Origin of the sequence: Corallococcus silvisoli (assembly GCF_009909145.1) — a bacterium.
In the GTDB taxonomy this organism is placed as follows: domain Bacteria; phylum Myxococcota; class Myxococcia; order Myxococcales; family Myxococcaceae; genus Corallococcus; species Corallococcus silvisoli.
Genome location: NZ_JAAAPJ010000018.1, coordinates 69,939 through 93,166, shown reverse-complemented (window position 1 = coordinate 93,166; position 23,228 = coordinate 69,939). Strand labels below are relative to the sequence as shown.

Here is a 23,228-nt window from a genome sequence, read left to right as displayed (position 1 = left end):
GAGCCCGCGATGCGCTACACCGCCGAACACAAGCATGCCACGCACGCGCGCATCCTCGCGGCCGCGGAGAAGCTGTTCCGCGCGGAGGGCTTCAGCGGGGCGAGCGTGGAGCGGGTGATGCGCGCCGCGGGCCTGACGGTGGGCGGCTTCTACGCCCACTTCGCGTCCAAGGAGGCGCTGCTCGCGGAGTCGCTGCGCGCGTTCATGGAGGAGCGCAGGTCGCTCTGGCTCTCGGGGCTGGAGGGGCTGAAGGGCCCGGCGTTCCTGGAGCACTTCGCGCGGCGCTACCTGAGCCTCTACAACCGGGACACGGGGCAGACGAGCTGCATGATGCCGTCGCTCCTGTCGGACCTGACGCGCGCGACGCCCCGGGTGCAGGCCGCGTTCGTCCAGGGGCTGGAGGACCTGACGTCCGCGGGACAGGAGCAGCTCCCGGCCCGCGAAGGCGCGACGCCCCGGCAGCAGATGCTGGCCACGGTGGCGCTGTGCTTCGGCGCGATGACGCTCGCGAGGGCCACCGGGTCGCGAGCCCTGTCGGGGGAGATCCTCGACGCGGCGCGAGCGCTGCTGCTCGCGGGCCCACCGGTGCCAGGGGCCGGGGAGGCGGGCCCGCGGCTGCGCTCGGGGCAGGACGACGCCAGGGCGTCCTCCTCTCGGAAGAAGGCCTCGGTCCGGACGCCGCGCGCCGGTCGTTCCCGGGGGGCCAGTGGCCCGCGTCGCTCCCCGCCCGCACGGAAGCCGAAGCCCCACTGAGCCCCGGCCCTGCACCCTGGCGGCCGCCCACCTTCCGACGCTCGTCCTCGCGAGGCGTCACTCGGGACTGGACGGCATGGGGGGCGCCGTGGGGTCCTTGTCGCCGGACCGCGATGCGTGGGGGGCTGATGAGTCACGGGATGACGACGGGGCCTCGCGCCTGGCTCCTGGGCCTCGCGCTCATGCTGAACGCGTGTGCGGTGGTTCCACCCGCGCTGCCCTCGAAGGACTCCGCGTCCCTTCGCTACAACATCGCGTACACGCGCGAGCCCGAGCCGGCCCTGGACGTGGAGATCGTCCTCCTGCCGTCGTCCCCGAGCGACTTCCTCTTCCGGCAGCCGGAGCGCGTGGACACGGTGTGGGCCTGGCGCGAGGACGGCTCCTCGGACGCCCTGCGCCTGCGTGACGGCGCGGTGCACGTGCCCCCAGGGACGCGCTTCCTTCGCTACCACTACCCGCTGGCTCCCTCGCGCGGAGGCGGCTGGTCCTTCTTCTCCGGCATGGGGGACCAGGACTCCTGGCACGTCGCCGGAAAGGCCTACCTCCTGCGCCCGCGCACGGTGACGCCCCGCCTGCGCGTGGACCTCACCGTGTCCGGCACGTCCGCGCTCCTCCCCTGGCGCGCGGATGACGGCGGCGTGTACCACCTGCGCGGCGAGGACCTGGTGGACTCGGGCTTCCACGGCTTCGGGGGCCGCAGGTGCGAGGCGCGCGTCGGCGCCTCCGTGCTGGAGGTCGCGCTGCTGGGCTCCTTCACGCACCTGTCGGACGCGGACCTCTGCGCGTGGCTCCAGCAGGCCGCTCGTGAAGTGGGCACCATCCGCAAGGCCTTCCCACACCCGCGCATCACCGTGCGCGTCGTGCCCGTGCCCGGCGAGGACTCGCCCGCGCTCTTCGGCATGGTCCAGTGGAGCTCCCCGCCCAGCATCTCCATCCTCGTGGGCCAGGACGCCACCGCCGCGTCCTTCGCGGGGGACTGGGTCGCCCTCCACGAGATGCTGCACCTGGCGCACCCGACGCTGCTGCCCCGCGTGGCCTGGCTCACGGAAGGGCTGGCCACCTACTACACGGAGGTCGCCCGCGCCCGCTCCGGGCGCCAGACGGCGGAGCAGGCCTGGAAGGAGCTGACGTCGGGCTTCGCGCGCGGCCGGTCCGCCGCCCGCTCCCGCACCATGGCGGAGGTCGTCGCGCGCGAGGGCGAGTGGCAGGGCATCTACTGGACCGGCGCGTTCTTCGCGCTCCACCTGGACGTCGAGCTGCGGCGCGTGACGCACGGCCGGGCCCGCCTGGAGGACGTGCTGGAACTGCTCGCCACTCGCGGGCCCACGTCCTCGCTCGGGAGCTTCGGCGCCGCCGTGGACACCGTCGCCGGCCAGCCGCTCTTCGACGCGCTGCTCGCCCGCCACCTCACGACTCCAGCCTTCTCAGAATTAGATGCCTTGTTGGATAATCTTGGCGTCCGAATTGCCCCGGGTGGCGTCAAGCTCCATGCTGCGCCCGGCAGCCGGCTGCGTGAGGCGATGGACGGTGAGCGGTCCCCGGATGACGGGGGGTGAACACCCGGAAAGGGAAAGGGCTGTAACCGGTGTTTCGTATGGCGCGTATGGCATGCATCCGCGAGGTCCGCGGCTTCCGTAGATGAGGTCCGCCATGTTCCGCAGCGTCCTGATGCTCGCCGCCGCCCTGTCGCTGTCCGCGTCCGCCGCCGAGCCTGCTCCCGCGCCCGCCACCGCCGAGAAGCGCTTCGTCTTCAACGACCCGAACAGCCGGGACACGGTGATGTTCGTGCTGGACGCGCCGCTGGAGGTCATCAACGGCCTCTCCAACCAGGTGCGGGGGCAGGTGGAGGTGAAGGGCCAGAAGGCCAGTGGCCGCTTCCAGGTCCCGGTGAGCTCCATCAAGACGGGCAACGAGACGCGTGACGGCCACCTGCAGAACGACCGCTGGCTGGATGCGGCGAAGTTCCCGGCCATCGTCTTCGAGTTCAAGGACGTGGCCCTGCCCGCGCCGCTCGCCAACGCGAAGCCGGTGGTGGTGAAGACGAAGGGCACGTTCTCCATCCATGGCGTCACGCGCGAGGAGCCCGTGGAGGTGACGGCGACGTACCTCCAGGAGACGGCCGAGACGAAGAACCGCGCCGCGGGCGAGCTCTTGCGCGTGCGCGCGAAGTTCCAGATTCCCCTGGAGGCCTACGGCATCCAGCGCACCGAGGCGCTGCTGCTGAAGGTGGGCGAGAAGGCGGAGGTCACCGTCGACGCCTGGGGCTCCACGCAGTTCAAGCCGTAGTTGATGATCCTCCCTGTAGTCACACCCCCCACGCGGTACGAAAGGAAGCAACACATGAACGTCAAGGCTCTTGCGGCGGTTGTCGGCACCCTGTCCCTCGGCGCGCTGGCCACCGGCTGTGCGTCCACGAAGGCGGCGGAGGGCTCGCAGGCCGCTTCGTCCGAGAAGGCCGCCGAGGCCAACTGCAGCGCGAAGCCCGCGGATGCGAAGGGCGCCGAGGGCAGCTGCGGCACGAAGCCGGCCGCGACCCCGGAGAAGGGCGCCGAGGGCAGCTGTGGCGCGGGCTCCTGCGGCTCCGGTTCCTGCGGCGGCAAGAAGTAGTCAGCCCCTCGGGAGGGCCTGGGTGACAGGCCTCCTCCCAGGCTCGCGGGCGGTGGGAAGGGTTCTTCCTGCCGCCCGTGTTGTTTCCACCCCCGCCAGAGCCGTCTTCGAGCTCCGAGTTCCAGGAGGAGTGCCGCATGTCGCCCCGCTACGCAGACCGCCATGGGTTGAAGCCGCTGGGGGCGGGCATCGGGCTGCGCCGCGACTTCTACGAAGCGCTGCCGCGCACGCCGCGCGCCCTGGACTGGGTGGAGATCATCCCGGAGAACTTCCTCACGCTGGGCGGGCGCTCCCAGCGCGCCCTGGATGCGTGCCGTGAGCGCTGGACGCTCCTGCCGCACGGGGTGGGGCTGGACATTGGCGGGCCGGACGCGCTGGACGACGACTACGTGACCCGGCTGGCCGCGCTGGTGAAGCGCCTGGACTCGCCGTTCTTCTCCGACCACCTGTGCTACTCGCGGCTGGGCGGCGTGTACCTGCATGACCTGCTGCCGCTGCCCTTCACGGAGGCCGCGGTGGAGCACGTGGTGCCGCGCGTGCGCGAGGTGATGGCGCGCGTGGAGCGGCCCTTCCTCCTGGAGAACCCCAGCTACTACGCGGCCATGCCCGGCGGCACGTTGAAGGAGGCGGACTTCCTGCGCCAGGTGGTGGAGGCCGCGGACTGCGGCCTGCTGCTGGACGTGAACAACGTCTGGGTCAACGCGAAGAACCACGGCTACGACCCGCGCGCCTTCGTGGACGCGCTGCCCCTGGAGCGCGTGGTGCAGGTGCACCTGGCCGGGCACGACGTGGGGGAGACGGTGCTCATCGACACGCACGGCGACCGTGTCTGCGACGACGTGTGGGCGCTGTACCGCTACACGCTGGCGCGCACCGGCCCGGTGTCCACGCTGGTGGAGTGGGACCAGTCCATCCCCTCCCTGGACGCGGTCCTGGACGAGGCGGACCTGGCGCGGGGCGTGCTCGCGGAGGGCGCGCGATGAAGGCCTCGCTGAAGCACTTCTTCGACAGCATGGAGGCGTACCTCGCGGGGCCGCCGGGCGCGGAGGGCGTGTCGGCGCTGGCCGCGACGCATCCGGGCTGGGTCGTGGACCCGGAGCGCATGGCGCTCTATGGCCAGTTCGTGCGCGGCCACGTGCGCTCCACGCTGGAGAAGCTCTTCCCGCTGACGCGCAAGGCCGTGTCCGCCGACGCCTGGGACGCGCTGGTGGAGGGCTACACCGGCACGCGGCCCGCGCGCCACCACGAGCTCAACCGGCTGGGCGAGGGCTTCGCGCCCTTCGTCTCGGACGTCACCGGCGCGCGGGGGCTGCCCGCGTTCCTGCCCGCGCTGGCGCGCTTCGAGTGGACGGACTTCGCGGTGTTCGCCTCAGAGGAGGTCGTGCCCGAGCGTGTGGAGCGCCTGACGCCCAACCCGACGCTCGCGGTGCTGGAGCACCCCTACCGCCTCTGCGCGTTCGTGCGGAGCCGGGGCGAGGAGGCCCCTCCGGCCGAGGGGGGCGAGCTGGCGCTGCTCTGGCGCCACCCGGAGCGGCTGGTGACCTTCTACATGGAGGCCACGCCGCCCGCGCTGCTGGTGCTGAAGATGGCGGTGGAGGGGCTGTCCGAGGAGGCCGTCTCCCAGGCCACCGGGATGGCGGCCCCGGACGTCCACGCGGAGGTGGTGCGCTTCGCGAAGGACGGGCTGGTGCTGCCGCCGGCGGAGCGCTCCTGACAGGAGGCGGACGGGCGCGACGCTTCGCGCTGGCCTCCGGGGGCCGGTCGGGGGGAAGAATGGGGGGACGTCGTTCCCCACCGTGAGGTCCCCGCCATGCGCGTCATCAACTTCAACGCCGGCCCCGCCGGCCTGCCCCTGCCGGCCCTGGAGCAGGCCCGGGATGAGCTGCTCGACTTCCACGGCACGGGCATGTCCGTGATGGAGCACAGCCACCGTGGCAAGGACTACGAGGGCGTCCACGACCAGGCCGTCGCGCTGCTGACGGAGCTGTTGGGCATCCCGGCCACGCACCAAGTGCTGTTCCTCACCGGCGGCGCGTCCCAGCAGTTCGCCCAGGTGCCCATGAACTTCCTCACGCAGGGGGCCTCCGCCGACTACCTGATGACCGGGGTGTGGAGCGAGAAGGCCTTCGACGAGGCGAAGTACTTCGGCGCGCCGCGCGTCGCGGCCACCACCGTGCAGGCGGACAAGCGCTACCAGCGCGTCCCCAGGCAGGCCGAGCTCCAGCTCGACCCCCAGGCCGCGTACGTGCACCTGACGAGCAACAACACCATCTTCGGCTCGCAGTGGCACACCTTCCCGGACGTGGGCCGCGTGCCGCTGGTGGCGGACATGAGCTCCGACTTCCTCTGGAAGCCCACCGACGTGAGCCGCTTCGCGCTCATCTACGCGGGCGCGCAGAAGAACCTGGGGCCCTCCGGCGTCACGCTGATCATCGCCGCGAAGGACTTCATCGCGAAGGGGCGCAAGGACATCCCCAAGTACTTCCGCTACAGCACGCACGCGGAGAACAACTCGCTCTACAACACGCCCCCCACCCTGGCCATCTATCTGGTGCGCAACGTGCTCGCGTGGGTGAAGGGGTTGGGCGGCCTGCCCGCGCTGGAGCGGCGCAACCGGGAGAAGGCGGAAGACTTGTACGCCGCCATCGACCGGAATCCGGGGTTCTACCGGGCCCCGGTGGAGCGCGAGTCCCGTTCAGTGATGAACGTCGTCTTCCACCTCCCCACGGAGGAGCTGGATGCGGCCTTTGTCGCCGAGGCGAAGCAGGCGCAGATGGTGGGCCTCAAGGGCCACCGCACCGCGGGCGGCATCCGCGTGTCGCTCTACAACGCGGTTTCGCCGCAGGACGTCAAAACACTGACGTCCTTCATGGATCACTTCGTGAAGATGCACGGCTAGGCTCACGTCGACATTGCGCGTACCCACCTGGAGGCATTTCGTGAAGAAGACGCTGACCGCCGTGCTGCTGTCGCTGACCCTCGCCGCGCCTGTCATGGCCAAGGAGATCGCGGGGGTGAAGTACCCCGACACCGCCACCGTTGGCGGCAAGGAGCTGAAGCTCAACGGTGTCGGCCTGCGCAAGAAGGCCATCTTCAAGGTCTACACCGTCGGCCTCTACGTGGAGAACCCCACGAAGGACGCCACGGCGCTGCTCAACGCGGATGAGATCAAGCGCGTGCGCATGTTCATGAAGCGCGACCTCAAGAAGGAGCAGATCACCGAGGCCATCGAGAACGGCTTCAAGAAGAACGCCGGCGCGAACCTGCCCAAGCTCCAGGCGCGACTGGAGACCTTCAAGAACGCCATCCCGGCGGAGGTGAAGGAGGGGGAGGAGCTGGTCCTCACGTACATCCCTGGCAAGGGCACGAACGTGCACACCAGCGATGGCAAGTCCATCGACGTGGAGGGCAAGGACTTCGCGGACGCGCTCTTCTCCGTGTGGCTGGGCAAGGAGCCCGTGGATGGCGGACTGAAGGACGGGATGCTGGGCAAGGAAGACTGACGAAGCCGCGTCCCCTGGAAGCGGTGTCGCGCCCCGAGGGCGTCCCTCCTTCACGGAGGGTCGTCGCGAGGGGCGCCGCTGTTTCAACGGTGACGTCGTCCCTGCTTCAATGGTGGACAGCCCACGGCGCCCCTGTCAGACGCGCGTGAGCTGCCCCTGGAATGCCCTGGCGCATCGGGCGTTGATGCGCGCCGAGTTGCACCCACCCCTCGCTCGTGCTTGGAGACTGCTTTGAAGCGATTGGCCCTGTTCGCCGCCTCCTGTGTCCTTGGCGCCGCCTGCAAGACGGCGGAGCCCACCCCCGAGCCGCCCCGGGCCACCCCCCCGGCCCCCGTGGCCGCCGCCGCTCCAGTCGAACCGGCCTCCGCGCAGGCCTCCGTGCCCATGGCGGAGCGTCCCGTGCCTCCCGGGCTGGACGCCGCGGTGATGGATCCGTCGGTGAACCCCTGTGACGACTTCTACAAGTACGCGTGCGGCGGCTGGCTGAAGGCCACGGAGATCCCCGCCGAGCGCGCGCGCTGGAGCCGCGGCTTCGAGACCGTGGCCGAGCGCAACCAGACCGTGCTGCGCGACATCCTCACGCGCGCCGCGGAAGGGCAGGGGGAGAACACGCCGGACGACAAGCTGCTGGGCGACTACTACGGCGCCTGCATGGACGAGGCGAAGCTGGAGCAGTCGCTGCCCGTGCTGCGCGCGTACCTGAAGAAGCTCACCGCGCTGAAGACCCCGCAGGACGTGGCGAAGGCGGTGGCGTGGCTGCACGCGCGCGACGTGAACGCGCTCTTCCATGTGGCGTCGGATCAGGACCAGAAGGACGCCACGCAGGTCATCGCCGTGGTGGACGCGGGCGGGCTGGGGCTGCCGGACCGCGACTACTACCTGAAGCCGGACGTGAAGATGCGCGAGGCGCGCGCGGCCTATCAGGCGCACGTGCAGAAGGTGTTCGAGCTGTTGGGCGACGCGCCCTTCGTCGCCAGCCGCAAGGCCACGGGCATCCTCGCCATCGAGACCCGGCTCGCCACCGCGCGGATGCCCAAGGAGGAGACGCGCGAGCCGGAGAAGGTCTACCACCGGCTGGAGCGCAAGGGCCTGAAGCAGCTGGCGCCCGCCTTCCAGTGGGACACCTACTTCGCGGAGGTGGGCCTGCCCGCGGGCGAAGCGCTCAACGTGACGCAGCCGAAGTTCTTCGCGGAGGTCTCCGCGCTGGTGCGTCAGCAGCGCCCGCCCGACATGGGGCCGTACCTCTCCTTCCACCTGGTGAGCGCGGTGCGGGAGTCGCTGCCCAAGGCGGTGCGCGACGAGTTCTTCCGCTTCGAGTCGACGGTGCTCACCGGCGCGAAGGCGGACCTGACGCGCTGGAAGAAGTGCGTGGAGGCCACCGACGAAGCGCTGCCGCACGCGCTCGCGCGGCCCTTCATCGCGCGCACCTTCGGCGCGGACGGCAAGGCCACCACGCTGGACATGGTCCAGCAGATCGAGCAGTCCTTCGAGCGCAACCTGGACACGCTCACGTGGATGGACGCCGCCACCAAGGCGCAGGCCCTGGTGAAGGTGAAGCAGATCACCAACAAGATTGGCTACCCGGACCAGTGGCGCCGCTATGACGGGCTGGCGCTGAAGCGCGACTCGTTCCTGGACAACCTGCTGGCGGCGGACGCGTTCGAGCAGGCCCGCCAGCTGCGCAAGGTGGGGCAGCCGGTGGACAAGAGCGAGTGGTTCATGTCGCCGCCCACGGTGAACGCCTACTACAACGCGGCGACCAACGAGATTGTCTTCCCGGCGGGCATCCTCCAGCCGCCCTTCTTCGGGCGGGACGCCTCCGCGGCGGTGAACTTCGGCGCGATGGGCATGGTGGTGGGCCACGAAATCACCCACGGCTTCGACGACGAGGGCCGCCAGTTCGACGCGGACGGCAACCTGCGCACGTGGTGGACCCCGGCGTCCGACAAGGCCTTCCGCGAGCGCGTGGCGTGCGTGCGCAACCAGTTCGACCAGTACACGGCGGTGGACGACGTGAAGGTGAACGGCAAGCTCACCCTGGGCGAGAACGTGGCGGACCTGGGCGGCCTCAAGCTGGCGTACGCGGCGATGGAGGCCTACCTGGCGAAGCACCCGGACCAGCAGGCGAAGGTGGAGTCCTACCGCTTCACGCCGGGGCAGCAGTTCTTCCTCGCGCACGCGCAATCGTGGTGCTCGAAGATTCGTAATGAAGCGGCGAGGCAGCGGGCGCTGACGGATTCGCATTCGCCCGCCTTCCTGCGCGTCAACGGGCCGGTGACGAACCTGCCGCAGTTCCAGCAGGCCTTCTCCTGCCAGGAGGGGGCCAAGATGGTGGCGCCCGCTGCGAATCGCTGTGAGGTCTGGTAAGGCTCCGGCCCTACCTGTGGGAGGACGGCATGGGACTCTGCTCGTGGCTGGTGTTGGGCGGTATCGCGGGCTGGCTGGCCAGCATCATCAAGGGCACCAACGCCCGCATGGGGATGTTCGCCAACATCATCGCCGGCATCGTCGGCGCGATGGTGGGCGGGTGGGTGTTCAGCTTCTTCGGTGGCCGGGGCGTGACGGGCTTCAACCTGTACTCGCTGCTGGTGGCCACCGTGGGCGCGGTCATCCTGCTGTCCGTCCTGCAAGCCCTCCGGAAATAGCCTGAGGCGGACCCCGCGCCCCGGCGTCGCCTAGAAGAGCGACAGCTGGGGCGAGGTGGACGGCCGCGCGGGACGCCGGAAGGTGTCCGGCGCGGCCTCCGTGACGGACGAGGCGCGCATGCCCACCTTGCGCGCCGCCGTCGCGAAGAGCTGGTGGATGGTCTGGGCGTACAGGCCCTCGCCGCGCATGCGGTGCTTGAAGCGGTTGTCGGTGAGCTCCCCGCCGCGCGTCTCGCGGATGCGGTGCAGCACCCGCTCCGCGCGCAGGGGCAGCTTCGCGCGCAGGCGCTCCTCGAAGACGGCCTGCACCGGCCCGGGAAGCCGCAGCAGCGTGTAGTGCGCGCGCGTGGCCCCGGCCTCCCTGGCCGCCGCGAGGACCCGGGCGATGTCCTCGTCGTTGAGGCCGGGGATGATGGGCGCCACGGACACCGCCACGTCGATGCCGGCCTCCGTGAGCTTGCGGATGGTGCCCAGGCGTCGCTTCGGGGTGGCGACGACGGGCTCCATGGCGCGCGCCAGCTCCTCGTTGTGGAAGGGGAGGCTGATGCTCACGAACAGGCGGGCCTCGGTCGCGAGGCGCTGGAGGACGTCCAGGTCGCGCTCGATCAGCACGCCCTTGGTGATGATGCCCACGGGGTTGCGGTACTCGGCGCAGACCTCCAGGCACTGCCGGGTGAGCCGGAGCGAGGCCTCCAGGGGCTGATAGCAGTCGGTGACGCCGCTGAAGACGACGGTCTCGCCCTTCCACGACGGGCGCTCGAAGGCCTCCCGCAGCAGCTCCGGGGCCTGCGGCTTGACGACGAGGCGGGTCTCGAAGTCGGTGCCCGCGCCGAAGTCCAGGTACTGGTGCGTGGGGCGCGCGTAGCAGTAGGCGCAGGCGTGGAGGCAGCCCCGGTACGGGTTGACGCTCCAGCTGAAGCACACGTCGGGGCTGTCGTTGCTCGCCACGATGGAGCGGCTGTGGTCCTCCCAGACCTCCAGCTTCGCGGGAGGAATCTCATCCAGGTACTCCACCGCGGTGCTGGCCCAGGGGTTGGGCGGATTGTCGACGGGGCGTGCCTTCACCCGGCAACGGTGCGGCTGAATGCCTGTTCAGTCAAGGGGCTAGCGGCCGTCGATGACCTGCGCGCGGGCCTGGCGCACCATCTCCGCGGCGGTGCGGGTGTCGCGGTCGCCCAGCGGATCGATGGCCGCTCCCAGGAGGGACGGGAGGTGCGGCGCCATGGCCAGGGGCGTGTTGCGGAGGACCTCCATCGCGCCGGAGACGCCGATGGGGAGGTTGGTGAAGGAGCCGCCGTTCTCGTGGAAGGCGGTCGCGTGGTTGCGGATGAACTGTGGGTACTCGTCGCGCGGGAGCACCCGGCCAGTGGCCCCGGCGAACTGGAGCACCGCCGTCGCGTGGAGCGTCAGGCGCATGGACTCGCTGTAGGCGCGCGTGGTGGGGGACTCGTTCGCTTCTCCCGCCGCGAAGGACTGCTGCACGCCGGCCATCTGACGCCAGGCACCGGCGTTGCCCGTGTCCAACTCCGCGACCCGTTCGTAGAACCCGGGCGTGCCCACCGCGTCCACCAGCGGGCGCAGCCGCTGCTGGTCCTCGGGGCGCAGCCGCGAGAGCTGCTCATCGAGCATGCCCCGGACCCGCGCGTTGACGTCGGCCTGCCGCTCCGGAGGAACGGTGCGCAGCTCCGCCTGGCGCGTGGGCCCATAGAAGGGGAAGGCGGAGCGCGGCTGGACACCGGTGCTCCGCATCTCCTGGACGCGGTTGTAGCTGTCCAGCGTCCGGTTCACCCACGCGGCGCCGGGGAGCGACTGGAGGTCCAGCGCCACCGGCCGCGCGCGGGCGTCCTCGAAGCGGCTCTCCGAGGAGTACCCCGGCGTCCGGGTGGGGGCCGGCGTGGACTGCTGCACGTAGGCAGGCGCGGGCTCCCGGGGGACCGGGCGGGCGGAGATGGCGGGAGACGGGTTGCGGGCGATGGGGAGCATGATGGCTCGGAGCAGGGGCTGGCCGGATTATCTCAGAATTCCAGGGTAGGGGGCCGACCCCGAGTCACGCCAGGGGAGGAGGGCGGCGGGCGCCTCGCTCGTCAGCCCGGGGCGAGGGACGTGCGCGACATCACGGGCGATCCGGGAGGGACAGCCAGAGGGCCGGATGCTTTCCGACGATTCGCTGCGCGGCCCCGGGCTGGATTCGTGCACGAAGCAAGCCCTTGTCGTGCGCCGGGCGTCACGAATGCTCACCTACGGGGTGTGGAGCCGCACATCCATGACAGAGTGGGGGCTATCCGAATCCTCATCTCGATTGCGTTCTGGACCTTCCTCGCGCTGTCCAGCGGGGTGTTGTTCCTTGGAGCGCTCCTGCTGTGGGCGCTCACCCGCCCGTTTGACGCGAATGGGCGCGTGCTTCACCTGTACTCGTGCTTCTGGGCACAGCTGTACTTCTACGTGAACCCGATGTGGCACCTGCGGGTGGAGGGCCGCGAACGCCTGCCCTGGAAGGGCGCGGCGGTGCTGGTCTCCAACCACGAGTCGCTGGGGGACATCCTGGTCCTCTTCGGCCTCTACCGGCCCTTCAAGTGGGTCTCCAAGGCGGAGAACTTCAAGCTGCCGCTCATCGGCTGGAACATGCGCCTCAACCGCTATGTGCCGCTCATCCGCGGGGACCGCGCGAGCATCATCCAGATGATGGCCGGGTGTGAGTACTGGCTGTCGCGCGGCGTCCCCATCCTGATGTTTCCCGAAGGCACCCGCTCCCAGGACGGAGAGGTGAAGGCCTTCAAGGACGGCGCCTTCACGCTGTCCATCCAGCAGCGCTGCCCCATCATCCCCGTGGTCCTCACCGGAACCGCGCGGACCATGCCCAAGCACGGGCTCATCCTTCAGCAGGCGGTCCACGCCCGCGTGCGCGTGCTGGAGCCCATCGACCCGGCGGGCTTCGCTGGGGACGTCCACGCCCTGCGCGACCACGTGCGCGACGTCATCGTCCGCGAGAAGGCGCGCATGGAAGCCGAACGTTGAGCCTCACGCGCCGGTGAAAAGCCCACGGCGCGTCAGGCATTGTCCATGACTGGCGTTCGTTGCATGTCAAAGGCCAGCGGTCCGCGCTGGCAGTCCAGGCGGCTTCCTCGTGGATGAGTGATTGCTTCCGGCAATCAATTGACTGCTCATTGGACCCGGGCCGACGTGTCACGGCGAACCCCCTGTGGAGGGGAGTGCCGGCCCCATGATGGGGTCTGGGCATGGCCTCTTCATGACTCGAGGGTGGACATGACGAAGCGGAACGTCTGGATGCTCTGTGCCTGGCTGGGGTTGAGCCTTGGCTGCGAACAGGTCGTGGAGGAGGCGCCCCTGCCCGCGGGGGACCCGGCGTCGCACGGCCAAGGGGAGGCCCTGGACGGAGTCGCCGCCCCATACCAGTGGGAGTGCTACCCGGAGCGCTATGGCTTCACTCCATCTCCCGCAGGCCTGCGCTTCCCGGCCGAGCACGAACTCCCCGGCTCACTGCTCCTGAGCTGGGAGGGGCCGGGATGCGACCGTCCGGAACAGCTCGCGCTCATCTTCGCCGCGCTGGGGCGCATCCCGGTGCATGTGGTCGCGGCGGAGTCGCTCCACGCGGGGATTCGCCAATGCCTTTCACAAGCGGGCGCGAGCCCGGCGCAGGTTTGGGCGGTCGACTTGATCCCCTTCAAGGTGGACACTGCGTGGATCCGCGACTTCGGGCCGGATGTCGTGGTGGGCCCGGATGGGAAGCAGCGCTACGTGGACAACGTCCTTCGTCCCATGCAGGCCTTCCAGTGCTTCAGCTTCGTGCTCTACGAGCATGCAGACCGAATCCCAGGCGACCTGGGTTGGTACAGGAGCATCCCCGTGGACCGGCCCGCCGTGGTGCTGTCGGGCAGCAACCTGCTGACGGACGGCGCGGGCCGGTGCTTCCGCGCCCGGCGTGACACCAATGCGAGCAACTGCTTCGCGCAATGGTGCTACTCGGAGGAGGAGACGAATGAAGTCCTCGGCCGCGCGCACGGCTGCGACGTCGTCACCTTGGAGTCGCTGGCGGGAGGCGTCATCGACCACATCGATATGTGGATGGCGGTGCTGTCCGCCAGGACGGTGCTCGTCGGCCGCTACGACGTCCGCGACGACGCCGTCAACGCGGCCATCCTGGACCGCAACGCGCGGCGGCTGGCGGACCTGGGCTACGACGTCGTACGCATCCCCATGCCTACGCCCTACTGCCAGGACGTCGGCGACTCCTGCCTGGGAGAACCCGGGCGCGTCCGGGAGTGCGACGGCACCAACACCCGCGTCTGGGCCACGTATCTCAACTCCATCCGTCTGGGGGATGTGATGGCGGTGCCCGTCTACCGTTGGGCTCCGGCCTCCCAGGCGCACCGCCTCCAGGGACAGGAGCAGGAGGCGCTCGCCACCTATCAGTGGGCGCTGGATCGCGACTTCGGTCCAGGCGCGGTGAAGGTGGTCCCCATCCCCTCTGACACGGTCATCCCGTGCCAGGGCTCACTGCACCGGCTCGCGAAGACGCTGCTGCCCTGAGCGCGGCCCCCACGGCAGACGCTGGGGGCCCGCGTCAAACGGGGCCTGGATTGGGGGCGGACTTCAGGGTCGCGCTGAATTTCTCCAGCCCGGACTCCAGAGAAAGACAGACGGGCTCCCAGCCCGCCACCTGCCGGGCATCCCAGGCCCGTTGGATCGCGTCTTCCACCTGCTCGGACTCCTCCAGCACCGCGAGGAGCCTCTCGGGACCCAGTGTCGGCTTGGCCACGGTCAGGAACCAGTGATCGAGCCGCTCATCCAGTTCAAGGAGCTCCCGAGCCGCCGTGATGGCACGAGCGGGAGCTCCGGGTTCGGTCATCATCCGCGGGAGGAGCTTCTGGAGCCCGAATGGGGATTCGTTGCTCTGCGCTGTCTTGCCCATGCCGCACCTCTCGCGCCAGCCATCGAACACGCTGGCGCGGGCCACATACCATTCCCGCTCACGGCGCCTGGATTTGGAGCATTCGCGGGGCCCGGAAACACGAAGGCCGGTAGCCCTGAGTTTCCTCAAGAACTACCGGCCTTGATGAGTGAGCGGCGGAAGGGATTCGAACCCTCGACCCCGAGCTTGGGAAGCTCGTGCTCTACCAACTGAGCTACCACCGCAGGCGACGCGCGAAGCAGGGCCCAAAGTAGGGGCGAGGCCTGGCCTTGTCAACCGGAAGAAGTGGCGGTGTCCTCCACCCTGCCATCGCGTCGAATCCGAGGCAGGGCGCGGGGCGACCCAGGCTTCGCCGCCCCGCGGGCGCTACTCCCCCTCCTCGACGGTGAGCTGGTACGAGTCCTGGAAGTTGGCCTCGCGGTTGCGCGAGTCGCGCACCTCGAAGACGTAGACGCCGGGCTCCGCGCTGTAGCGGATGGTCTCCGGCTGGTCGCCCTTGGCGCGGTCGGACGTCTGCACCAGCGTCAGCTTCCCGTCCGGCTGCACGCGGTGCAGGTACAGCCCCACGTCCACCTTGAGGATGCCCAGCAGCGTCGCGGTGATGGCCGTGCGCACCGGCCGGTCGGACAGGTCCACCCGGAAGTAGTCCACGTCCTTCGCCGGATACACCGTGCCGCGCACCGCCTTGCCCAGCGTCAGGTCCTGCGCGCGGTCCGGCGTGTTGTTGGGCTCGCGCTCCTCGCTCCCGTTGTCCGGAACCGTGGTGACGGTGATGCGGTAGGGCTGGTCCGCGTTCTCGAAGTCCTTCACGAACTTGCCGTTCACCTTGCGGAACGACCCCTCCACCCGGAAGTAGCAGGTGCCGTTGCAGGCGACGTTGTTGAGCCGCTCCGGCTCCTTGATGGCGCCGTCGTTCGCCTTCAGCAGCACCGTCTCCTTCTGCCCGTCCCCCTGCGGCGGCTCCACCATGGACAACGTCAGGTCCAGGCGGTCCACGCCCGACAGCTCCACCTTCGCCAGCACCGGCTCGCGCGTCGTCAGCACGTAGTTGTCCACGTCCGACTTGGGCGACAGGAAGCCCTCGCGGTAGCCCGCGCCCGTCAGCGGCGTGGCCTTCAACAGCTCGTCGTTGGGCTCCAGCTCCGCGTGCGCCCCCGCCTCCTCCTGCGACACGGTCAGCGTGTACGGCACCTGCGCGTTGTACGTGCGCCGCTGCGCCTTGCCCGTCCCCACCCAGCCGCCCTTCACCACCACGTAGACGACCCGGTCCGTGGCCCTCACGCCGATGTTGCGCAGCGCGAGCGGCTCGCCCTCCTTGCCCTGAAGGGTGAACAGCGGCGCCTCCGCGGCGGACAGGACGGAGATCTCCGGCCGCACGCCCTCCACGGCGGACAGCTCGATCTTCAGCGCCACCGAGGGGACCTCGGGCTCGGGCGGTACGCCCGCATCCACCGCCGCGGCGGCCAGCTCACCGGCGAGCTCTCCCGCGTGCTCCGGCTTCGCCGCCGGCGGCTCCCCACCCGCGAAGGTGCCCTCCGGGGCAGGGGAGGGGGCCGTGCTGTCATCGATGACCGGCGTCTCGTCCGGCACGGACGGGGGCGGGATGGCCGCGCCCGTGGGAGCCGGCGTCGGCGCCCCCGGGGCCGCGGGCGTCGTGCCCGGGGCCTGCGCCCCGCTGTCCTGGGCGGGGGGCTCGCCCGGGCCGGGCAGCTCCACCCGGTACCAGTCCTCGTCCCCCGAGTGCCCCAGGTACGCCGTCACCGTCTGCCCCAGCGGCAGGGCCGCGGCGTCCACGGCGCGGTCATTGGGCTCCCGCTCCTCGCCATCGTTGGGCTGGCGGTACTTCACCTCCAACGTGTAGGCGCCGCCCATGCCCTTGCGCGCGGGCGACACCACCACCCAGCGCTCCTTCTCCACATAGAGGTTGGGGAGGCGCTCGCCCTTGCCCTCGCCCTCGCTGTTGACGCCCACCAGCCGGTTGCGGTCCTGGTCGTAGACGTCCAGCTTGATGTCCCCGCCCGGCAGGCCGGACACCGTCACGTCCGCGATGCGCGGGGTGCCAGGGGCCAGCCGGTACCAGTCCTCGTCCAGCTTGTTGGGCTCCGCCGCCAGCCCCGCCGTCACCACGCTGTCGCGCGTGAGGGCCAGCGCCTGGTCGGGCCGCTCGTTGGGCTCCTGCTCCGTGAGGGCGGTGGGGCCCGTCTCCACCGCGCCCGCGTCCGGCGGCTCCGGCGGCACGTCCTTCTTGCATGCGGCCATCCCCAGCCCCAGCACACAGACCCAGCCCCAACGTCGCATCACGTCTTCCTCCTCGGTCGGTCCGCCTTGTCGGCCTGGGCGTGTCCGGGTGTCAAGCACCCCAACCCGCGCCGGGCCTCTTTCATCCGGAGCCCTCTCCGACATGGCCGGGCCCCGGGTCCGGTGGCGGCGGAAGGTGCGCACCCGGACTGGAGCCCCGGGCCGGGGACGATCCAAGATGCACCCATGCGACGCCTGTCCCTGGCCTCCCTGCTCCTCGTGTCCCCGTCCGTCCTCGCCGCCGCGCCGGCCGCGCCCGGCTACGCCCAGGCGGAGACCTGGGTGGACCAGGAAGCGCACCCGGAGCACTACGTGCCCCTGAACCTGCTGGACGGCCGGGACACCACCGCGTGGTGCGTGGAAGGGGCGAAGCCCGCGCACGTCTTCATCGGCTTCAAGGAGCCCGTCACCCTGGACGAGGTGCGCGTCTACACGGGCGACGGCACGTCCCGCGACGCCTTCAAGGCCAACGGCCGGGTGCGCAAGTTCACGCTCACCAGCGTGGACGCCTCCCGCAGCGTCACCGTGCAGGACAAGCGCGGCCTGCAGGCCGTGCCCCTGTCCCAACCGCTGTTCGGCGCGCGCTTCACCCTGGAGGTGGCGGACCGCTTCCCAGGCGCGAAGGACGACGCCCCGGTGTGCATCACCGACCTCATCCTCTACTCGGGCGGCAAGCCGCTCAACGGCCCCGCGCTCGCCACCCGCTTCAAGTACGACGCGCGCGTGGCCCCGCTCGTGGGCACCTGGTTCGGCGGCCACGAGGGCGCCCCGGAGCGCTTCCTGTCCTTCTTCGTGGATGGCACCTGGCGCTTCTCGCTGGAGCCCTTGGAGACGCCCGAGCCCACCACGGTCGTCACCGGCACCTACACCGTGACGGGCAACCGCGTGACGCTGGACATCCCCAAGAAGGGCAAGGTGGCGGCCCGCTTCGAGCGGACGCCCGCCGGCGAGGGGCCGAAGGCGGCCGCCGCGCTGTCGCTGGACGGGACGCTCCCCGAGGAGTGGGGGAGCACCTTCCGCGGCCAGCCGTGAGGGCGTCCGGGCGCTTGAGGGGCCCGGCCGACGCCTAGATGGCGGCCTTGGCTTTCAGCTTGGCGCTGAAGGCGCGGAAGAATTCGATGATCTTCTTCTCCGCCGCCTCGGTGTCCGCCGCGTCCGCGAACTCGGACTCCAGGAAGATGCCGCCGCACGACTCGCAGGTGTCGAACTGCAAGGGGTGCTGCCGGTCGCCGCCGACGTAGCGCACCAGGTCGACCTGGCAGTCGGGGCACTGACCGGTCAGGGCCTCGGCGTCCATCTTCCCGCCCTGGCCCTCCAGCCCCGGAAGGTTGTTGTGAAGGAGGATCCGATTCAGATCCGCGACATCGATCCACAACCCGCCGCACTCTTTACATTCCCGCAACGTCTCGTGATCTCCTTCGAGATCAGTCATTTCGGCGTTGCAACCGGGGCAATTCATGGGGCGGCTCGTTCTCCTGAAGGGGGGAGCAATGGTGCTCCCCGGTGAATGGAGAATGATAGGTCGCCCAAAAATTGGGATGCAACCCGGGCCGCAGCTTCTGTTGTCAACGTGCCGTCAGGCAGCCCCCAGGGCTCAGGCACGCTCCTTCACACGGCGGATGTCGGCGCCCAGGCCCCGCAGCTTGCGCTCCAGGCGTTCGTACCCGCGGTCCAGGTGGTACACGCGGCTGACCTCGGTGTGCCCGTCGGCCCGCAGGCCGGCCAGGATGAGCGACGCGCTGGCGCGCAGGTCGGTGGCCATCACCGGCGCCCCGCTCAGCGCCTTCACGCCCTTCACCACCGCGGTGTGCCCCTGGATGGTGATGTCCGCGCCCAGCCGGTGCAGCTCGGGCACATGCATGAAGCGGTTCTCGAAGATGTTCTCGGAGATGACCGACGTGCCGTGGCTCACCGTCATCAGCGCCATCAACTGCGCCTGCATGTCCGTGGGGAAGCCCGGGTGCTCCGTGGTGGTGATGTTCACCGACTTGAGCGTCTTCGGCGCCTTGCAGCGCAGGCCGCCACCCTCGGCGGTGAGGGTGCAGCCGGCCTCACGCAGCTTGTCGATGACCGCGTCCAGGTGCTCCGGCCGCGCGTGCTTCACCAGCACGTTGCCCCCGCTGATGGCCGCCGCCACCAGCAGCGTGCCCGCCTCGATGCGGTCCGGCAGGATGGCGTGGTCCACCGGGTTGAGCGACTCCACGCCCTCGATGGTGATGACGGACGTCCCCGCGCCCTCCACCTTCGCGCCCATCTTGTTGAGCACCCGCGCCAGCTCCTCCACCTCCGGCTCGCGCGCGCAGTTCTCCATCACCGTGCGGCCCTTCGCGAGCACCGCCGCCATCATCACGTTCTCCGTGCCGGTGACGGTGATGACGTCGAAGTTGACCATGCCGCCCTTGAGCTGCTTCGCCCGGGCCTCCACGTAGCCTTCGGTCAGGTGGATGTCCGCGCCCAGCGCCTTGAGGCCCTTCAGGTGCTGGTCGATGGGGCGCGCGCCAATGGCGCACCCGCCCGGCATGGACACGCGCGCCCGCCCGAAGCGCGCCACCAGCGGCCCCAGCACCAGGACGCTGGCGCGCATGGTCTTCACCAGCTCATAGGGGGCCTCCGGGGTGATCTCCCCGGCGATGCTGATCTCACACGTGTCCGCCTTCTTGCCCGTCAGCCGCGCGGCCTCGCACCCCATCGTGCGGAGCACCTCCAGCATCGTGGCCACGTCCGCCAGGTCCGGCACGTTGCGGAAGGTGTTCGTGCCGTCCGCCAGCAGCGCGGAGGCCAGGATGGGCAGCGCCGCGTTCTTCGCGCCGGAGACCTCCACCTCGCCGTGCAGCGCGGTGCCGCCCTTCATGACGATCTTGTCCATGTCTTTGCGTGCCTTCTTCCGTGCTGCTTCCGGGCCTCACGGCCGTGGCCCTCAGGCCGCGGGCTGTGTCCCGAACGCCATGCGTTCGCGCCGCTCCAGGTCCTTCTCCACTCTCGCGTCCGCGTACCCCGCGGCCCGCAGGAGCTCCAGGACGGCGCTGCCCTGGGTCTCCCCCATCTCCAATGCAAGCAGCCCGCCAGGTTCCAGCACCCGCCGGGCGCCCTGAATCACCCGCCGGAGCGCGGCCAGGCCATCCGGTCCGCCATCCAGCGCCAGCCGGGGCTCGCGCCGCACCTCCGCCGACAGCCCGGCGATGTCCCCGGAGTCGATGTACGGCGGGTTGGACACCACCACCCGGAACGTCGCGTCCGGGGGCAGGGGCGCGAACAGGTCGCCCTCCAGCACGCGGACGCGCTCGCCCACGCCCAGGGCCTGGGCGTTCTCACGCGCCAGCGCGCACGCGTCCTTCGACAGGTCGGTGGCGAGCACCGTGGCCTGGGGCCGCTCCGCCGCCACGCTGATGGCGATGCAGCCGGAGCCCGTGCACACGTCCAGCACGCGCGACGGCGCGTCCTTGGGCACCGCGTGCAGCACGGCCTCCACCAGCAGCTCCGTCTCCGGCCGGGGGATGAGCACGCGCGCGTCCACCTTGAAGGGGCGGTTGTAGAACTCCTTCGCGCCCGTCAGGTAGTTGGTGGGCTCGCCCGCGAGCCTGCGCTCGATGAGCGCGCGGAAGGCCCCCAGCTCGTCCTTCGTCAGGGGGCGGTCCAGGTCCACGTAGAGGCGCACCCGGCCCGTCTTGAGCACGTGCGCCAGCAGGATCTCCGTCGTGAGACGGGGGGCGTCCACCTGGCGCTTCTCGAAGTGCTGCGTCGTCCAGGTGAGGACCCGGCGGATCGTCCAGACGTCGCTCATGCTTCGCTGGGGGGCCGCCCGCCGCCCGTCTGCGCCTTGAGGGCTTCGGCCTGGTAGTGGGTGCGGCAGGCGGTGATGACCTCGTCCACGTTGCCCACCATGATGGCCGGCAGGTTGTGCACGGTGAGGCCGATGCGGTGGTCGGTGAGCCGGTCCTGCGGGAAGTTGTACGTGCGGATCTTCTCGCTGCGGTCGCCCGTGCCCACCTGGCCGCGGCGCATGGAGTCGCGCTCGTTGCGGATGCGCTCCTGCTCGATTTCGTAGAGCTTCGCGCGCAGCATGCGCATGGCCATGGCGCGGTTCTTCCCCTGGCTCTTCTCCTGCTGGCACTTCACCACGATGCCGGACGGCTTGTGGATGAGGCGCACCGCGGAGTCCGTGGTGTTGACGCTCTGGCCGCCGGAGCCCGTGGAGCGCATCACCTGCATCTCGATGTCCGCCGGGTTCACCTGCACGTCCACGTCCTCCGCCTCCGGCATCACCGACACGGTGATGGTGGAGGTGTGGATGCGTCCCTGCGTCTCCGTGGCCGGCACGCGCTGCACGCGGTGCACCCCGGACTCGTACTTCAGGTTGCTGAACACCGCGTCGCCGGACAGCGTCACCGTGGCGTCCTTCACGCCGCCGGCGTTGCCCGCGCTCATGTCCACGATGTCCGCCTTCCAGCCCCGGCGGTCCGCGTAGCGCAGGTACATCTGCATCACTTCCTCCGCGAAGAGCGCGGCCTCGTCGCCGCCCGCGCCCGCGCGGATCTCCAGGATGACGTTCTTGTCGTCATTGGGGTCCTTGGGCAGCAGCAGGATCTTGAGCGACGCCTCCAGCTCCTCGCGCTGCGCCTTCAGGCCGGGCAGGGCCTCCTTCGCGTAGGCCTTCTCGTCGGGGTCGGCGCTGGACAGCCACGCCTCCACCTCGCCCAGGTCCGCCAGCACCTTGCGGTAGCTCCGGAAGGTCTCGACGAGCCGCTCCAGCCCGGCGCGCTCCTTGGACACCTTCTGGAGCTTCGCCGTATCAGCGAGGATATCGGGGTTCGACAGGTCGGCCGTGAGCCGCTCGAAGCGGCGCTCGACCTCTTCCAATTTGTCAATCATGCGTGGGTCCCGGGGCGTCTTGCCCCTTTGGCCGCCCCGTGGCAAGGGCCGAGGGCGTCAAGGAAAACCTTGGCCGTGCGGGCAGCGGCATGTAAGAACGCCCCCCGTCGCCGCCCGGTGCGGCTCGATTCACGCTCAACACGGAGTCCTTCAACATGGCCGCACAGAAGGGAAATCGTTCCAAGAAGAAGCTCAAGAACCGCGCCAAGACCCGGAAGGCGCAGCTGAAGCGCCGCCGCACGCGCTTCAAGCGCGGCCAGCGCAACAACAAGTAGGCACGAAGGCTACTCCCCCCCTCGGACACTGGAGGAGGGGAGCGGCCGGGCCCCAGGCTCCCCCGCCTCCAGGGCCGGAAGCATCCGCTCCAGGCCGGGGGCCTGCGACGCGGTGCGCAGCAGCGTCATCACCCCTTCGGCCTCGGCACCCGTCACGGGCACCGGCTGGACGGGGAACTCGGGATAGCGGTCGGTCCTGAGGGGCAGCACGTCACTGGAGAGATAACCCGTGGAATCGAAGCGCGCCCGCCACAGGACGCTGCGCTTGTCCCGGGGATTCCAGTTCCCGCCGAACACGAAGTTGCCCAGCGAGTAGAGCACCGGCCTGCCCCGGTAGAGCTCCATGGACTGGAGCACGTGGGGGTGGCTGCCGAGCACGCCCGCGGCGCCCGCGTCGATGGCCGCGTGCGCCAGCCGCACCTGGTACGGCTCCGGGGTGGTGTTGCCCTCGATGCCCCAGTGGAAGAAGGGCAGCACCAGGTCCGCCCGGGCCTTCGCCGCGGCGATGTCCTCGCGCAGCATCCGCTCCATCACCTCCACGTCGGAGAAGTGCCCGGCCACGCCCGGCGTGGTGTCCGTGGCGTAGACCTGGGGCGGCTCGATGTTGCGCGAGCCCAGGAAGAAGTAGCCCAGGAACGCGATGCGCTGGCCCCCCACGTCGAGGAGGGCGGGGCGGCGGGCCTCCGCGAGGGTGCGCCCCGCGCCGAAATAGGGGATGCGCGCGGCCTCCAGGGCGGTGAGGGTGTCCAGGAGCCCCTGCGCGCCGTAGTCCATCATGTGGTTGTTGGCCAGGCTCACCACGCCCACGCGCCCCGCGGTGAGCACGTTCACCAGCTCCGGCCGCGCCTTGAAGTTGAAGTTCTTGGGCAGCTTCTGCGTGCTGTCCGTGTACGGGCACTCCAGGTTCACGACGAACAGGTCGCCGGAGTCCACGATGGGCATCACCTCGCGCAGGCCGTACGCGAACATCTCCTCGCGCGAGCGGCCCTGGGCCACCTGCGCGTCGAAGTACTCCTCGTAGTGGTACCCCACCGTCACGTCGCCGCCCACCACCAGCGTCACCGGGCGGGCGGGTGCGGGCCCGGCAGGCCGTCCGGAGGCGCTCGCGGGGGACTGGCCGTCCGGGGGACCGCCCGGGTGTCCGGTAGTGGACCCGCCCGGGGCGCCCTGGGTGCCCCCTGGAGCCGGCTCCGTCCCGGGCGGGGGCGTCGTCAGCCCTGGGGGCGGAGGCGCGGGCGTCGCGGGGCGGGGATGGCAGGCGGCGAGCGACAGCAGGAGCAGCAAGGCGGCGTGGCGCATGGGCAAGGGGAAACTCTACCTTGCACCGGGAAACGCGCGACGCGTAGAT

General features: G+C 70.3%; 22 protein-coding genes and 1 tRNA gene. 13 read left to right on the top strand and 10 right to left on the bottom strand.

What is annotated here, in order from left to right; translation table 11 throughout:
* Nucleotides 1-9: 9 nt before the first annotated feature.
* The 10 genes from GTY96_RS30060 (at nt 10) to GTY96_RS30015 (ending at nt 9,508) form a co-directional block, all read left to right on the top strand.
* Nucleotides 10-753 (top strand): TetR/AcrR family transcriptional regulator, encoded by a 744-nt coding sequence (locus tag GTY96_RS30060; protein WP_161666526.1) that lies wholly within the window; start codon nt 10-12, stop codon nt 751-753.
* A 140-nt stretch (nt 754-893) separates the two neighbouring features.
* Nucleotides 894-2,309, top strand: coding sequence for a M61 metallopeptidase family protein (locus tag GTY96_RS30055; protein WP_161666525.1), 1,416 nt, complete (start codon nt 894-896; stop codon nt 2,307-2,309).
* A 94-nt stretch (nt 2,310-2,403) separates the two neighbouring features.
* The gene (locus GTY96_RS30050; RefSeq protein ID WP_143907241.1) at nt 2,404-3,039 is read left to right on the top strand and encodes a YceI family protein; all 636 of its coding nucleotides are present in this window, start codon (nt 2,404-2,406) and stop codon (nt 3,037-3,039) included.
* A 54-nt stretch (nt 3,040-3,093) separates the two neighbouring features.
* Nucleotides 3,094-3,360, top strand: coding sequence for a hypothetical protein (locus tag GTY96_RS30045; RefSeq protein ID WP_186002131.1), 267 nt, complete (start codon nt 3,094-3,096; stop codon nt 3,358-3,360).
* Between the two features lie 137 nt (nt 3,361-3,497).
* Nucleotides 3,498-4,343, top strand: coding sequence for an MNIO family bufferin maturase (gene bufB, locus GTY96_RS30040; RefSeq protein ID WP_161666524.1), 846 nt, complete (start codon nt 3,498-3,500; stop codon nt 4,341-4,343).
* On the top strand, nt 4,340-5,074 hold the full coding sequence (locus tag GTY96_RS30035) for an HvfC/BufC N-terminal domain-containing protein (RefSeq protein ID WP_161666523.1): 735 nt from the start codon (nt 4,340-4,342) through the stop codon (nt 5,072-5,074). The genes bufB and GTY96_RS30035 overlap by 4 nt, the downstream gene beginning before the upstream one ends.
* Before the next feature lie 96 nt (nt 5,075-5,170).
* Nucleotides 5,171-6,259 carry a 3-phosphoserine/phosphohydroxythreonine transaminase gene (gene serC, locus GTY96_RS30030; RefSeq protein WP_161666522.1) on the top strand — a complete coding sequence of 363 codons (1,089 nt, stop codon included), beginning with the start codon at nt 5,171-5,173 and terminating at the stop codon, nt 6,257-6,259.
* 40 nt (nt 6,260-6,299) lie between these two features.
* Nucleotides 6,300-6,863 carry a chalcone isomerase family protein gene (locus GTY96_RS30025; protein WP_161666521.1) on the top strand — a complete coding sequence of 188 codons (564 nt, stop codon included), beginning with the start codon at nt 6,300-6,302 and terminating at the stop codon, nt 6,861-6,863.
* 231 nt (nt 6,864-7,094) lie between these two features.
* Nucleotides 7,095-9,230, top strand: a complete 2,136-nt coding sequence (locus tag GTY96_RS30020; protein ID WP_161666520.1) for a M13 family metallopeptidase — start codon at nt 7,095-7,097, stop codon at nt 9,228-9,230.
* Nucleotides 9,231-9,259: 29 nt separating this feature from the next.
* On the top strand, nt 9,260-9,508 hold the full coding sequence (locus GTY96_RS30015) for a GlsB/YeaQ/YmgE family stress response membrane protein (RefSeq protein WP_161666519.1): 249 nt from the start codon (nt 9,260-9,262) through the stop codon (nt 9,506-9,508).
* A 30-nt stretch (nt 9,509-9,538) separates the two neighbouring features.
* On the opposite strand, the gene GTY96_RS30010 is transcribed toward GTY96_RS30015, so the two are convergent.
* Together GTY96_RS30010 and GTY96_RS30005 are read right to left on the bottom strand one after the other, a co-directional pair.
* Nucleotides 9,539-10,573, bottom strand: coding sequence for a PA0069 family radical SAM protein (locus GTY96_RS30010; RefSeq protein WP_161666518.1), 1,035 nt, complete (start codon nt 10,571-10,573; stop codon nt 9,539-9,541).
* A 39-nt stretch (nt 10,574-10,612) separates the two neighbouring features.
* Nucleotides 10,613-11,491, bottom strand: a complete 879-nt coding sequence (locus GTY96_RS30005) for a hypothetical protein (protein WP_161666517.1) — start codon at nt 11,489-11,491, stop codon at nt 10,613-10,615.
* 297 nt (nt 11,492-11,788) lie between these two features.
* Between GTY96_RS30005 and GTY96_RS30000 the strand changes: the two genes are divergently transcribed.
* The gene (locus tag GTY96_RS30000) at nt 11,789-12,523 is read left to right on the top strand and encodes a lysophospholipid acyltransferase family protein (RefSeq protein ID WP_328701063.1); all 735 of its coding nucleotides are present in this window, start codon (nt 11,789-11,791) and stop codon (nt 12,521-12,523) included.
* 249 nt (nt 12,524-12,772) lie between these two features.
* Complete coding sequence (locus tag GTY96_RS29995) at nt 12,773-14,056, top strand: agmatine deiminase family protein (RefSeq protein WP_161666515.1); 1,284 nt, start codon at nt 12,773-12,775, stop codon at nt 14,054-14,056.
* 34 nt (nt 14,057-14,090) lie between these two features.
* Here GTY96_RS29995 and GTY96_RS29990 read toward each other — a convergent pair whose 3' ends face one another.
* The 3 genes from GTY96_RS29990 to GTY96_RS29980 all read right to left on the bottom strand — a co-directional run bounded on the left by GTY96_RS29990 (nt 14,091) and on the right by GTY96_RS29980 (nt 16,736).
* Nucleotides 14,091-14,438, bottom strand: coding sequence for a hypothetical protein (locus GTY96_RS29990; protein ID WP_143907215.1), 348 nt, complete (start codon nt 14,436-14,438; stop codon nt 14,091-14,093).
* Nucleotides 14,439-14,589: 151 nt separating this feature from the next.
* Nucleotides 14,590-14,662: transfer RNA gene (locus tag GTY96_RS29985), tRNA-Gly, on the bottom strand.
* A 142-nt stretch (nt 14,663-14,804) separates the two neighbouring features.
* Nucleotides 14,805-16,736, bottom strand: a complete 1,932-nt coding sequence (locus GTY96_RS29980; RefSeq protein ID WP_143907455.1) for an ABC transporter substrate-binding protein — start codon at nt 16,734-16,736, stop codon at nt 14,805-14,807.
* A 186-nt stretch (nt 16,737-16,922) separates the two neighbouring features.
* Here GTY96_RS29980 and GTY96_RS29975 point away from each other — a divergent pair, with 186 nt between their 5' ends.
* Entirely contained in the window at nt 16,923-17,768 is an 846-nt protein-coding gene (locus GTY96_RS29975; protein ID WP_143907213.1) for a discoidin domain-containing protein, read from the top strand.
* 34 nt (nt 17,769-17,802) lie between these two features.
* On the opposite strand, the gene GTY96_RS29970 is transcribed toward GTY96_RS29975, so the two are convergent.
* From GTY96_RS29970 to GTY96_RS29950, 5 genes are all read right to left on the bottom strand, one after another.
* Nucleotides 17,803-18,195 carry a zf-TFIIB domain-containing protein gene (locus tag GTY96_RS29970; RefSeq protein WP_143907211.1) on the bottom strand — a complete coding sequence of 131 codons (393 nt, stop codon included), beginning with the start codon at nt 18,193-18,195 and terminating at the stop codon, nt 17,803-17,805.
* Between the two features lie 135 nt (nt 18,196-18,330).
* Nucleotides 18,331-19,602: a UDP-N-acetylglucosamine 1-carboxyvinyltransferase gene (gene murA / locus GTY96_RS29965; RefSeq protein ID WP_143907209.1), complete on the bottom strand. Its 1,272-nt coding sequence runs from the start codon at nt 19,600-19,602 to the stop codon at nt 18,331-18,333.
* Between the two features lie 51 nt (nt 19,603-19,653).
* Nucleotides 19,654-20,517 (bottom strand): peptide chain release factor N(5)-glutamine methyltransferase, encoded by an 864-nt coding sequence (gene prmC / locus GTY96_RS29960; protein ID WP_143907207.1) that lies wholly within the window; start codon nt 20,515-20,517, stop codon nt 19,654-19,656.
* Nucleotides 20,514-21,605 (bottom strand): peptide chain release factor 1, encoded by a 1,092-nt coding sequence (prfA, locus tag GTY96_RS29955; protein ID WP_143907205.1) that lies wholly within the window; start codon nt 21,603-21,605, stop codon nt 20,514-20,516. The genes prmC and prfA overlap by 4 nt, the downstream gene beginning before the upstream one ends.
* 284 nt (nt 21,606-21,889) lie before the next feature.
* Entirely contained in the window at nt 21,890-23,179 is a 1,290-nt protein-coding gene (locus GTY96_RS29950) for a CapA family protein (RefSeq protein WP_161666514.1), read from the bottom strand.
* Nucleotides 23,180-23,228: the final 49 nt, after the last annotated feature.

What these genes read in the sequence shown, in the direction of transcription:
- GTY96_RS30060 (WP_161666526.1), top strand. Translation starts at nt 10, where the DNA reads ATGCGCTACACCGCCGAACACAAGCATGCCACGCACGCGCGCATCCTC.
- GTY96_RS30055 (WP_161666525.1), top strand. Translation starts at nt 894, where the DNA reads ATGACGACGGGGCCTCGCGCCTGGCTCCTGGGCCTCGCGCTCATGCTG.
- GTY96_RS30050 (WP_143907241.1), top strand. Translation starts at nt 2,404, where the DNA reads ATGTTCCGCAGCGTCCTGATGCTCGCCGCCGCCCTGTCGCTGTCCGCG.
- GTY96_RS30045 (WP_186002131.1), top strand. Translation starts at nt 3,094, where the DNA reads ATGAACGTCAAGGCTCTTGCGGCGGTTGTCGGCACCCTGTCCCTCGGC.
- bufB (WP_161666524.1), top strand. Translation starts at nt 3,498, where the DNA reads ATGTCGCCCCGCTACGCAGACCGCCATGGGTTGAAGCCGCTGGGGGCG.
- GTY96_RS30035 (WP_161666523.1), top strand. Translation starts at nt 4,340, where the DNA reads ATGAAGGCCTCGCTGAAGCACTTCTTCGACAGCATGGAGGCGTACCTC.
- serC (WP_161666522.1), top strand. Translation starts at nt 5,171, where the DNA reads ATGCGCGTCATCAACTTCAACGCCGGCCCCGCCGGCCTGCCCCTGCCG.
- GTY96_RS30015 (WP_161666519.1), top strand. Translation starts at nt 9,260, where the DNA reads ATGGGACTCTGCTCGTGGCTGGTGTTGGGCGGTATCGCGGGCTGGCTG.
- GTY96_RS30005 (WP_161666517.1), bottom strand. Translation starts at nt 11,491, where the DNA reads ATGCTCCCCATCGCCCGCAACCCGTCTCCCGCCATCTCCGCCCGCCCG.
- GTY96_RS29995 (WP_161666515.1), top strand. Translation starts at nt 12,773, where the DNA reads ATGACGAAGCGGAACGTCTGGATGCTCTGTGCCTGGCTGGGGTTGAGC.
- GTY96_RS29990 (WP_143907215.1), bottom strand. Translation starts at nt 14,438, where the DNA reads ATGGGCAAGACAGCGCAGAGCAACGAATCCCCATTCGGGCTCCAGAAG.
- GTY96_RS29980 (WP_143907455.1), bottom strand. Translation starts at nt 16,736, where the DNA reads ATGCGACGTTGGGGCTGGGTCTGTGTGCTGGGGCTGGGGATGGCCGCA.
- GTY96_RS29975 (WP_143907213.1), top strand. Translation starts at nt 16,923, where the DNA reads ATGCGACGCCTGTCCCTGGCCTCCCTGCTCCTCGTGTCCCCGTCCGTC.
- GTY96_RS29970 (WP_143907211.1), bottom strand. Translation starts at nt 18,195, where the DNA reads ATGAATTGCCCCGGTTGCAACGCCGAAATGACTGATCTCGAAGGAGAT.
- murA (WP_143907209.1), bottom strand. Translation starts at nt 19,602, where the DNA reads ATGGACAAGATCGTCATGAAGGGCGGCACCGCGCTGCACGGCGAGGTG.
- prmC (WP_143907207.1), bottom strand. Translation starts at nt 20,517, where the DNA reads ATGAGCGACGTCTGGACGATCCGCCGGGTCCTCACCTGGACGACGCAG.
- prfA (WP_143907205.1), bottom strand. Translation starts at nt 21,605, where the DNA reads ATGATTGACAAATTGGAAGAGGTCGAGCGCCGCTTCGAGCGGCTCACG.
- GTY96_RS29950 (WP_161666514.1), bottom strand. Translation starts at nt 23,179, where the DNA reads ATGCGCCACGCCGCCTTGCTGCTCCTGCTGTCGCTCGCCGCCTGCCAT.